The 11,558-nt window shown below is 72.1% G+C and carries 7 protein-coding genes and 1 pseudogene; 3 read left to right on the top strand and 5 right to left on the bottom strand.

All coding sequences use genetic code 11. The features are described 5' to 3' along the window. Nucleotides 1-1,368 (bottom strand): Nramp family divalent metal transporter (locus tag I0C86_RS27050; RefSeq protein WP_196204108.1); only part of this gene is annotated, 1,368 nt, incomplete at its 3' end. A 374-nt stretch (nt 1,369-1,742) separates the two neighbouring features. On the opposite strand from I0C86_RS27050, the gene I0C86_RS27045 reads away from it, so the two are divergent. Further along, nucleotides 1,743-4,154, top strand: coding sequence for a hypothetical protein (locus tag I0C86_RS27045; protein ID WP_196204107.1), 2,412 nt, complete (start codon nt 1,743-1,745; stop codon nt 4,152-4,154). Between the two features lie 44 nt (nt 4,155-4,198). Here the strand turns inward: I0C86_RS27045 and I0C86_RS27040 are convergent, their stop codons facing one another. The 3 genes from I0C86_RS27040 to I0C86_RS27030 form a co-directional block, all read right to left on the bottom strand. Beyond that, on the bottom strand, nt 4,199-4,534 hold the full coding sequence (locus tag I0C86_RS27040) for a nuclear transport factor 2 family protein (protein WP_196204106.1): 336 nt from the start codon (nt 4,532-4,534) through the stop codon (nt 4,199-4,201). A 108-nt stretch (nt 4,535-4,642) separates the two neighbouring features. Then, nucleotides 4,643-5,608 (bottom strand): hypothetical protein, encoded by a 966-nt coding sequence (locus I0C86_RS27035; RefSeq protein WP_196204105.1) that lies wholly within the window; start codon nt 5,606-5,608, stop codon nt 4,643-4,645. Nucleotides 5,609-5,746: 138 nt separating this feature from the next. After that, a complete protein-coding gene (locus I0C86_RS27030) occupies nt 5,747-6,793 on the bottom strand; it encodes a hypothetical protein (RefSeq protein ID WP_196204104.1) in 1,047 nt (348 codons plus the stop codon). 326 nt (nt 6,794-7,119) lie between these two features. On the opposite strand from I0C86_RS27030, the gene I0C86_RS27025 reads away from it, so the two are divergent. Next, nucleotides 7,120-10,131 (top strand): tetratricopeptide repeat protein, encoded by a 3,012-nt coding sequence (locus I0C86_RS27025; protein ID WP_196204103.1) that lies wholly within the window; start codon nt 7,120-7,122, stop codon nt 10,129-10,131. A gap of 40 nt (nt 10,132-10,171) precedes the next feature. Here I0C86_RS27025 and I0C86_RS27020 read toward each other — a convergent pair whose 3' ends face one another. Continuing rightward, on the bottom strand, nt 10,172-11,149 hold the full coding sequence (locus I0C86_RS27020) for a tetratricopeptide repeat protein (protein WP_230394868.1): 978 nt from the start codon (nt 11,147-11,149) through the stop codon (nt 10,172-10,174). Between the two features lie 70 nt (nt 11,150-11,219). Between I0C86_RS27020 and I0C86_RS43825 the strand changes: the two are divergent. After that, a pseudogene (locus I0C86_RS43825) lies at nt 11,220-11,558 on the top strand (hypothetical protein); the annotation flags it as partial.

Below are 11,558 nucleotides of genomic sequence, written 5' to 3'. Positions count from 1 at the left end.
GATCAGCAGGAACGGGTAGAACAGCGCGCCCAGGTTCGACATGTTCGCCGACCACTGCACCAGGTTGACCGGCACCGCCAGGTGCAGCACGATCGCGATGATCACCAGCAGCACCAGCATGAACGGGTAGTAGAAGCGCCGGGGGTCGCCCTCCAGCAGGCGCCGGAGTCGGGGACTGGTCCCGTGGGCCGCGTCGGTGCTCACCCGCACCATGCCCTCGAAGATGCCGAGCTGGGTACTGAACAGGACCAGTACGCCGATCAGCAGCATGCCGTAGAACATCAGCGGCCCGTACTCGGGTTCGAGCGCGGTGGCCACGAAGGTGGGTACGTCCGCAGCGGTCGGTACGGTGCCGGAGACCTGCACCGCGTGCGCCATCAGGATGGTGGGCAGCAGCATGCCGAGCATCGCGCCGACGAAGAAGATCCCCCACATGTCGGTGAGCAGCAGCCGGTACCACCGCTTCCACCGGGCCGCGTTGGCGGGATCGTCCGGAAAGGTGACCCCGGTGGCGAGCAGTTCCCGCCGCTCGCCGCGCAGCCCCGAGATGAAGCCGGTCCGGTGGCCCATCCCGTAGCCCTTGTCCCGGTAGTGGCCCATCACGTACCAGTTCAGGCCGGAGGCGAGGGCGGTGAATCCGGCGAGTCCACCGAGTTGGGTGGCGGTGATCCCCTTCGGCGGCGCGGCCGGGGTGACGAAGCCCCGGATCCCGTCCCACCAGATGTCCCAGGGCACCACCAGGACGGCCACCACGAGGAGGACGACGAGGATCGTGCCGACCATCACCCAGTTGGCGAGTTCGAGGGCCCGGCTGATCCGTTTCGCCCCGGCGGCGATCAGGAAGACCAGCACCAGCAGGGCGATGGCCCAGAGTCGGGGTTCCTCCGCTCCGGACGGTGCGACCTCACCGTGGATCAGCGCGTAGACGCCCTGGCCGGCCGAGGCCGCCCATCCCCCGGCGATGAACGCGAAGATCACCAGGAACACCGACACCGGTACCCAGAGCAGGTAGCCCGGCGGCACCCGACCCCAGCCGACCACCGGAGCCTCCCCGGTGGCCAGCACGTACCGGGAACTCTCGACGTTGTAGAAGGTCTGCAGCACCGCCGAGATCAGGATGACCCAGCCGACGCCGACGAATCCGAACTGGCCCACCGCCTGTGGGCCGAGCAACCACTCGCCGCTGCCGATCGAGATGCCGAGCGCGATCAGGCTGGGGCCGAGCGCGTACTGGAACAACTCCCGTGGACCGAGTCGGCGGACCTTGAAGACCTCCTCGGGTTCGGGAAGGTCGGCCACGGCGAGCGGTGGACGGCTGGTACCGAGTTGGTAGGAGTGGACATCCGGGACTGAAGTTGCTTCCGCCATGATGCCTCCTTGGGGAGATCCCCCCGGGCATCAATCGTCATCCATCGTTAACCGGTACGCAATGATCGATGACCATCGAGATTGATCGACGCCCGCTGCCGGCCCGCTGTACGGGAGCCGACCTGCTGCGCGGGTGCCGAACGCGGCCCGCCGGGCACCGGACGCCGTTCATTACCCCGGTCACCACAAAATGCCTGGTCAACGGGGTAATGTACGGCCGCCGGAGTCCTAGATCTGACTGCGTTGGCGCCGCGCGGGGAGCAGCGTTGGAGCGAGCCGACCCGATCACACTCCGGGGCCGGGCGTCCGCCGACAGGCCGGTCGACGCCCGGACACCAGCTGCCGCGGACCCCGTCACGACAGGGAAGTACGCCATGCCGCTGCAGCGCTACGACACGTCCCCGGTGCCCCGCCCGGCCGGGCTGGTTCCGCCGGTCGCCGACCTCACCGGAGTCACCGAGCTACGGCTGCACGGGGTGGGTGGCACCACCCCGGAGAACCTGCTCGGCGACGCGGCGCCGCAACACGTCTCCGGTGACCGGATCGCCGGCTTCTACCGGACGGCGGACGTACGGGGACGGCACGTCGAGGCGTACTCCTGGGGCGGGTTGACCTCACGCAGCGGCGCCCGGGTGCTGTGGCTGCTGCTCTTCCCGTTCGCGCTGGCGAACGTGGCCGGCTGGATGTGCAGCCCGCGTACCCACGACAGCCCGGCACTGTTCCGGCTGCACCGGGCCGCGATGCGCTGGGCCACGCTCGGCCTCACCCTCAACCTCCTGCTCGTCGTCGCGATGACCGGGATGGAACTGCTCGGCTACCAGTGCGGCGGGCAACCGCAGTGCGCCGAGGACGGCTGGCCGGTGCGCCTGCTGCACGACCCGCTGCTCGCCGGGCACCCCGCCCGACGGCTCCTGGCCGGAGCGCTCGCGCCGCTCGCCGTGGTGATCCTGCTGGCGATCCTGTCGCTGCGCAGCATCCACCGGTACGAGGCGACCAGGCCCCGCCCGCCGGGGTTCGGAGCGGCTGCCGGTCGCACCCGCCGGTCCGGCAGCGCCGCCCGGTCCGGAGTGGGCCTCGCCGACCCGACGTTCTGGGACGGCCAACGCAGTGCCCTGGATCTGGGTCACCTGCACATCGCCGCCGGGCTGGCCTTCGTCGCGCTCGCCCTGGCCCACACGACGGCGACGGCCGGCCGGGCGGCCGGGGTGCCGGTCGGGGCACCCACCCTGGGTCGGGCCGTCCTGGGCCTCGGCGTGCTGGTGCTGCTCACCGCCCTGGCCGCCCTCGCCGCCGAGCACCGCCCGGCGATCGTCCCGGCCGTTCTGCTCGGGCTGGGCGGCGCGGCCGTCTGCGGCGCCGGCTGGTACGCGGCGGTGCAACCGGCGTACGCGCAGTCGTTCGGCTACCTGCCCGGGATGCGTACGGTGTCCAGCCTGGCTCTCGGCGGCGTCCTCGTCAGCCTGATGCTGGTCCTCGCGGCCGCCCTGGCGGGCGGCTGGCAGCGGGGGACGTTCGTGGTCTTCGGTCCCTTCGTCGCACTGGCGCTCAGCGTGTTCGCACTGAACGCGGTACTGCTGAGCATGATGACCCGGGTGGCGGCGGTGACCGCCGAGGTGTCGACCCGGGCCCACCTGCCCGCCGGACCGACCGGTCGAGTCGAGCTGTACGTCCATCCGATCGTCGGAAAGCTGGTGCACTACCTGACGTTGCTCCCGCTGGCGCTGATCCTGCTCTTCGTCGGGTACGAGCTGTTCCACTACTGGCGGGCCGGAGCGGACCGGGGCGAGCAGGCGCGGATCCGGGCCTGGTACCGCGCACACGTGCCCCGGCCGGACGCCGAACCGCGATGGCAGCGGAGCACGCTCGCCGACGAGCGAACCGAACGGCAACGCCTCGCCCGGCTCTGGCAGACGATGCGCGGCGAGGGCTGGGAGGCGCGGATCGCCCGAGCCCGGCGACTCGCCCGGGCCCCCCGCGACCTCGACAAACTACTCACCGCGATGGCCGTGACCGGCACGATCGTGCTCGCCGTCATCGGGGTGCGGTACTGGGTCTTCGACAAACTCCCCTGGGGCACCCAGTGGACACTCACCCTGGGCAGCTACCTCGCCTCCAGCATCCCGGTCGTGATCATCCTGGTGCTGCGGCGGGGCTGGCGGGACCTGCACAGCCGGCGCCGGATCGGCGTGCTGTGGGACGTACTCACGTTCTGGCCGCGTGCGTACCACCCGCTGGCTCCGCCGTCGTACGCCGAGCGGGCGGTGCCCGAGTTGCAGCAGCGACTGTGGCGGGTGCACGACAACGGCGGGCGGGTGGTGCTCGCCGCGCACAGCCAGGGCACGGTGCTGGCCGCCGCGGCCCTGCTCCAGACGGAGAACCGGCCGGACGACGACGCGATCGCCCTGGTCACCTTCGGCTCACCGCTGACCACCCTGTACGGCTGGGCCTTTCCGGCGTACTTCGGCGAACCGGTGCTGCGCCGGCTCGTCTCCGGCGACGACGGTGTGGGGCTGCTCGGCTGGCGGAACTTCTACTACCGGACCGACTACATCGGCGGCCGGGTCTTCGGGGCCGGTGATCCGTCCGGGGTCGACCAGGAACTGCCGGACCCGGTAAGCAACTGGTACATCCACGGGCAGCCCGCTCCGGCCGCCGCTCGGCACTCCGGCTACTGGGTCGATGCGCCGGTCTGGCGCACCGTGGACGACTTCGCCACGACGCTCGCCGCGGCGCAGTCGATTCCCCGCCAGGGCCAGGGCCGGCCCACGCAGCGGGAGGACGCCTGACACCGCCCGACCAGGATTCACCGGGTACGACGACAGCGGCACCGTCACGGTGCGATCCGCAGTCTCCTGATCTGGCTGTCGTCGTACTCCTCGAACCGGAATCTCAGGCCGGCGAACGGGCTGCCGGGGAAGTCGCCGGTGATCGTGGCCGTCGCGACCGTGCCGGCGGCGGTCACCTCGACGTCGGTGATCTCGTAGCTGACCAGCGGAACATCGCCGCGCCAGGCACGGATCGCGGCGATGCCGACGTACTCCTTGCCCTCGTCGAGCACCACGGCGTCGTCGGCGAAGAGCCCGAGGTACGCCTCGGTGTCCGGTTGGGAGGCGAGTGCGAAGTAGCGGCGGATGATCTCGGGTCCGGGCGACGCGGCGCTGGTCATGTCGAGCTTCCTCCTCGCCCGGCTGGCCCGGCCCGGTGATCCGCCCCCGGCCGACCGGGACGGATGTCCGGTAGACGCTGTCGATCCTGCACCACACCTCCGACAGCCTCACCCGGTTTGCTGGATTCCCGCCGCGCCTCCGTCCGCCGCCCGGCCCGGACCCGCCGCGCCTCCGTCCGCCGCCCGGCCCGGACCGTCGAGCGACGACGGCCGGGCGAACCGTCCGGCGACTGTCGCGGTCAGCAGGGCCAGCAGGCCGGCGGCGACGGCGAGCAGATGGGCCATGATCGCGGCGTCGGTGTTCCACAGGGTCAACTGGTCGCGGTCGAGGTGGTAGCTGGCCGCCGCCAGTACCGGGCCGACCACGGCCGCCGCGACGGCCACCCACACCGATCCGGTACGGCGGACGACCCGCACCCCGAGCATCCCGCTCAGTACGACGACAGCCAGCGCGACCGGCAGCACCGACGCGTAGTGGTAGTCCAACGGCCCCAGGTCGGGCATGCCCAGCCGGCTGAGAGTGCCGCGTAGTTCACGTAGGGGCTCCAGACCCAGCGGCTCCACGATCCCGGCGTAGGCCACCGTACGCGGCACGAGCAGCCCGAACCCGACGATGGCGGTCCACAGCAGCGCGGCGTACCCGGCGAGCCCACGGCCGACGGCCGGCAGTACCGCCACGGCGCATCCGATGGCGATGCCGAGCGCGATGCCGTTGATCCCGGCCGACATGGCTGCCTCCCGGGTCGCCCCTGCGCCGAGGAACGAGACCACCGGCAGTCCGGCGAGTGCTCCCACGGCGGCGCCCGGAACGGTGCTCAGCCGGGTCCCCCGGGCCAGCCCGGGCCCGTCCGGCACCGCCGCGAGCGCCAAGGCGACCGCGAGCGGTACCGCCATCGCCAGGAACCAGCCGACCAGGGTGACCGGGACCCCGGCCACCCGCTCGTTGCCGGCCACGAACACGCCGTCCAGTTCCAGCACCCCGACGGTGTCGGCGACGACGATCTGGCCGACCGCCAGTGCCGCGCCTCCGGCCGCCGCGACGACCACGCCGATTCCGGCCCTGTCGAAGGCCATCCGAATCTCCCCGCCATCCGGCCCGCCCGGCCGGACAGACGTCCGGACCTGTCTATCGAGATTGGCCGGCCTCGGCAAGGCCGTCGCGAGCCACAGCCGGGCCTGGGGTCGGGGCCGGGGCCGGGGTCGGATCGACCCCTACCGACACCAGGCCAGGCCGTCCACACCGGACGCTCTGCCGCCGGCGCCGGCGGTGAGCCACCGGTACGCGCCGCTCGCGGCGGTGAGTCCCAGGCCCCAGGCCAGGTACGCCGGCATCGCGACCCAGAAGAACCACAGCGGGTACGTTCCGTCGCCCGGATCCCAGGACCCGGTGACCGTCTCGACGGCCAGTTGACCGGTGCCGACTCCGAAGTAGACGGTGAGCCCGACGCCGAGCCCGAACCCCGGACCGAGCAGCAGCCAGCGGGGCACCCGCCGACCGGCCAACACCGGTACCCAACCCGGGAACACCCGGCCCCAGCGGTGCACCAGGGCCAGCGGAAGCAGCACTCCGGCGAGCAGGAACCCGGCCTCGAACACGATCACGGACGGCCCCGCCGGGAACGGTACGTCCGTCATTCCGACGGCGTACTGGGCGACGAGCCGGACCAGGCAGCCGGTCACCGCCAGGTAGCCCGCGATCCGGGCCCAGCGGGGCGGATCGGTGCCGGCGCAGGACGTGACCAGCGCCCCGATCCAGCCGGGCGTCGGGCGATCGTCCCGGCACCGCCGCCAGTACGCCCGCGCGGCCGCCGCGAGCAGCAGTCCACCGGTCAGCGCACCGACCCGGCCCAGAATTCCGGCCGGATCGAACGGAAGGCCCAGCCCCGGAATGACCAGGCCGACCGCGTCCAGCAGCAGCAGCGGGCAGAGCAGCACGAGCAGGGCGCTCCCCGCCCAGCCCGCCAGGGCCAGCGACCGGTGCCAGCGGTTCGCGCGGGCGAGCGCGACCGCCAGCACCGCCGCCGCGCCGACCGGGACGACTGTGCCCCAGCCGGTGAGCGGGTAGAGATCGGATCCCAGCGGCGGAAACTCCGGAGCGCCGCCCAGCGCCCAGTGCACCCGCAGCCCCCCGTATCCGAGCGCCCAGACCAGGACCGCGTACGGCGTCCAGCCGCCACGGTTCCGGTGGGTGCCGGCACGGCGCGTCGGCCCGCCGGCCCTTCGCGGCGGTACGTCGACCCCGTGCCGTCTTCCCGTCATGCGACCAGCCTGGCCCGGGTCGGCCGGACGGAAATCCCCCACGCGACCGGTCGGCCTCCCTCTGCGGAGGGAGGCACCGATCGTGGTGACCCCAGGACCACCGGGACCTGCGGGACCGCTGGGGCCACTGGGACCGCTGGGGCCACTGGCACCGCTGGGGCCATCGGGACCGCTGGGGCCACCGGGACAGGGTTGATCCTTCGGTACGGTCGAGAACCGGCATTTCGGACCCCTACCGATATCACGATCCCTAGCCTGGAGGTGCGGGTTTCCGTTACAGGAGGACCGAGTACAGGAGGGACCGAGCCGACCCATCGGTGGCCGAGATGCCTCATCGAGCAAGAAGAACGTCGCACGGTATCCAACGATCCGAGCAGTGGGAGCAGCCGACACCCCGGCGGATCGGTAGAGAATCCCGGGCCGCGCCCGCCGCGCTGCCGGTGGCCCGGCCCGGTCGGGCGCTACTACTCAAGGCCGTCGCCACCCTCGGGCTGCTCGCCGCGCTGACCTGGGCGGGGCGGACGCACCTGCGGATGGGCCGCCCCGACTCCTGGCCGCTCGCTCCGCTGGACGGGCTCGCCGTCGCGGTCGGCGGCGACGGGACACATCCGGTCCGGCAGCGGCTCGGACTGCTTCTCCTCGCCCTGATCTGCTTCGCCGCGTGGCGGCACCACCGCCGGGTCCGGCTCGCGTACCGGCCCGGTCCGGTGGACGTGCACGAGTTCACCGACGCCACGCCGCAGCACGACGCGCCGGTGGACGACCTCAAGAGCCAGTTCTGCCAGCGGCTCTCCGAGACACACATCTACCCCCCGTACGCCGGGCCGGCGGACCCGCCACCGGAGAACTTCCTCGACGTGGCCGGCGGGGTGGACCCGAAGACCACCAACCCACTCGCGATGCTTCTCCAGATGCTGCCCCGGCTCTGGCCGAAGGTCGGCTACCGGGTGACCGGGGTGCTGCAGGTCCGCGCCCAGGAACCCTGCTACGGCGTGTCCGCCACCGTCACCTCGTTCCTGCGCGGTGGCCGGAGCGCGATGACCACGCAGTGGGGCAGCACCTGGGAGGAGGCGACCCGACGTACCGCGTACTGGGTGCTGGCGACGATCCTGCCGGTGACCCGGCTCGGCCGGGCCGCACCGTGGCGCAGCTGGTGCGGCCGGGAGCTGCCGGCGGCACTCTTCGCCGCCTACAACAAGGGAAAGGAGTTGCAGGACCGTCGGCAGTTCGACGAGGCGCTCCGGTTCTACGGCGAGGCGCTGCGGCTCGACCCGTTCAACGCGGACCTACGGATGATGGTCGCCAGCGTGCAGGAGGAGATGGGACTCTTCCTGGACGCCCTCGACACGTACCAGTCGGCGCTGGTGCTGCGGGAACAGGGCGGCTGGTACGACGACCACATCTGGACCACCCGGACCGACCGGCTCCGCGACCTGCCCCGGCACGTCCTCGGGACGCTGCGCTACCTGCGCCGCCGACCCGACTCGATCAAACTCCGCTACCAGTACGCCTGCACGCTCGCCTACACGGAGCGGACCGTGCACCAGTGGTTCAAGCAGGACGGCGTCGGCGACCGGGAGAAGGTACGGCGACAGATGCGGCAACGCCTGGAGAAGGCGTTCGTGGACCGGTACTGGCCGGTGGTGACGAGCTTCGCCGACGGGCCCGGCGAGCCGGCGGCGAAGGAGTGGCTGCGCCGGGTGCTGCGGGAGTTCCCGGAGGCCACCGCGGTGGTCTTCCAGATCGCGGCGGCACAGGAGTTGTACCGGCTTCGCGAGGACACCGTGCTCGCCTGGTTCGTCCGGCGTACCCGCTCCGAGGTGACCCACTCGGCACTGCTGCTGCTGCGGGACGTCTGGGCGCCGCTGCGGCTGGCGAAGGCGTGGCACGACTGGGCGGCCGTCGGCTGGCGACCGCTTCCGACCGGGCCGCTGGGACCTTTCGAGGTCGGGGGGACCCTGGCCGGTTGGTGGCGGCGCGGTCCCCGGAGCAGAGCCGCCGTACTGATGCGGGAGTGGCCGTCCGGCGGCGTACTGCTGGATCGGGCGATCCGGCGGGCGCAGCACCGACGGTGGCCCGCGCATCCGCCCCGGTCGTTCGACTTCTACAACGCGGCCTGCACCTACGGCTTCGCGCTCAAGGGGTATTTTCCCGATCCGGATCGGCGCCCGCCGGCCCACCTGTCCCCGGCCGCCCGCGCGCTCTGGCGGGGTCGCCGGCTGATCGCGGACGCACTGCCGCTGGCCCATCCGCCCCGCTGGTACCGCCGTCCGGCCTCGACGCCCGACGGTGGCAACCGACCGGTTCCGAACTCGGACGACGGTGGCAACCGACCGGTCCCGACCCCGACGCCTGGCGACGGCAACCGGCCGGTCCCGAACTCGACGCCCGGCGGCGGCACCCGGCCGGTCCAGAACTCGACGCCCGGCGGCGGCACCCGGCCGGTCCCGGCGGTCGGGTCGATCCGGGCGGCGGATCTGGAGCCGAGCCCGCACCCGCTGCCACCGCCGGTCGCCCCGCTGGTGGAGAAGGCGGTCGAGCAGCTCCGTGCCGCGCTGGCCTGCACCGAGAGCGGGGTCGCGGCGGACCGGTTGCGCCGGTGGATCCTGAGTAGCGAGCCGGATCTGGCGCCGCTGCGCCGGTTACAGGATTTCGGCTACTTCGAGGAGGAGGTGTATCCGAGTCTGAACCTCGTCTTCCCCCGCCCCGACAAGGTGATCAACCTACGGATGTCGGCGTACGCGCAGGAGCTGGTCTGCCAGGGTGCCGTACTGCTCGAGCAGACCTGGCACGACCGGGCGCTGCCGCCGCAGACCGCCGATCCGCATCTGCTGATCCGCTGGCTCGACCTGGACGCCGAGACCTGGGACACGCTCTGCCGGATCGCCCTGGACCATGCGCGCTACTGGCGGGACCGGGCCGAGTTCATCCGGCTGCTGCGCCGGGCCGTCGACCCGATCCGGATCGCCGAGGCCCGGTTCCCGCCGGAGATCCCGCGCTTCGACGATCTGGTGCTGTCCGGTGCCAACCGGTTGGTCAGCGACGGCACCCGACCCGAGGAGAACGTCGAACGCCTGGCCCGGCTCAACATCGCCCTGGTCGACCGGAAGCTCAACGCGATCTACCAGACCGTCGCCGAACACGCCGGGAACGGCAGCCTGCGGGCCCGCCGCCGACTGGCCGGAATGGACTACCGGGGTGAGCCGCTGCGTGGTGACGAGACCCTGGGGATCTGTACCCGGCAGGCCGGCCGGTGGCACCAGGTCGCCGAGCGGATGCGGGAGAACGGTCCGGTGGTGGACGTCAGTGGCCTCGGGGTCCTCGAACCCCGGGCCTGACTCCCCCGGGCCTGACTCCCCCGGGCCCGACTCCCCCGGGTCAGTCGCCGTCCTGGACCCGGCGGGCTGCCGCTATCCGGTCGGCCGGGAAATCCCGGGCACCGATGGCGTGTTCGATCAGCCCGTCCCGGTAGCCCGCGTGGGGAACCTCCGGCGCCAGCTCCAGCAGCAGGTCCAGGTCGGTGACCGAGCCCTCGGCGCGGGCCCGGTAGGCGGCGCCTGCCGCCCGTAGTGTGATCTCCTCCGGCTCATGCTCAAGGCCCTGGCGTACCAGGTCGGCGGCCTCGGCGAAGTCGCCGTCCTCCGCCGCCAGATCGGCGAGATCGAGGTAGAGCGACCAGTTCGTCGGGTCCAGCTCCAGCGCCCGCCGGAACGCCGCGGCCGTCTGCCGCCGGTCACCGAGACGGCGCCATGTCCCGGCGCGGACGACCTCGGTGAACATCACCCGGTCGACGGAGTCCGCACGGTCGCACAGGGCCAGCGACGCATCCGTGCGTCCGCAGATCCGCAGCAGGATCGCCATCCGGGCCATCGCCTCCGCCACCGGCTCTCGTTCACAGACCACGTCGATGGCCCGAAACCACGGCCCCATCCGGTCCCGCGCCGCGTCGTTGTCCATCTCGGGTCCGTGGTCGGTGATGTTCAGGGTTGCGTCGGCGAGTCCAGCGGCCGTCACTGCCCCGAGGAATCGTTCGTCGGCGAACCAGGGTGCGGACGCCCAGGCGACGTCCGGGTGGTAACCGATCACCGCGCCCAGCCTCAGCGCGGCCTGATCCGGGTGACCGTCGAGGAAGTTCAGGTACGCGTCGACCACGAACTGCCAGAGGCTGCTTGGCGCCGCGACCGCCTCCGCCACCTCCTCGGGCGACTTCCGGCGCAGTTCGGAGAGGAGCTTGTACGGCTCGGGATCGTCCGGCCCCTGCGCGATCGCCTGGGCCAGGTACTCCACCGCCTCGCCGGGTGCGCCACCGCAGTGGGCCAGGACCTGTGCGATTGCCAGTGAGGCGGACTTCGACACGCCCGGCACGCTACCTGGAGTGGGGCCGGATCGTGGTGCCGGGATGCGCTGCCACCGGACGTTCGTAGCTGTGGAGCCAGTGGAGCTAGCATTGTGGAGCCAGTACAACCAGAATTGCTCCATGTCGATTCCGCCAGGAGCCAAGCGTCGCGCCCGCGGTGAGATCGAACGGCTTCCGAGCGGGTCCTTGCGGGTCCGGGTGTACGACGGCCTCGATCCGTTCTCGAAGAAACGGCGCTACCTCGTAGAGACGGTCGCGGCCGGGCCGACGGCTGACCGGCAGGCGGCGGAGGTCCGCGACCGCCTGCTGGCCGACGTCGCTCGGCGCCGGAGCCGTCGGAGGTCGAGGAACGTCGACCCCGTCGGCGCGGATGCCTCGACCGGTGGAGTTGGCGAGGTGGAGTCGGTG

Origin of the sequence: Plantactinospora alkalitolerans, assembly GCF_015690345.1 — a bacterium.
GTDB lineage: Bacteria > Actinomycetota > Actinomycetes > Mycobacteriales > Micromonosporaceae > Plantactinospora > Plantactinospora alkalitolerans.
Note: the sequence above shows the minus strand (reverse complement) of the source record. Positions and strands in the feature narration are given on the sequence as shown.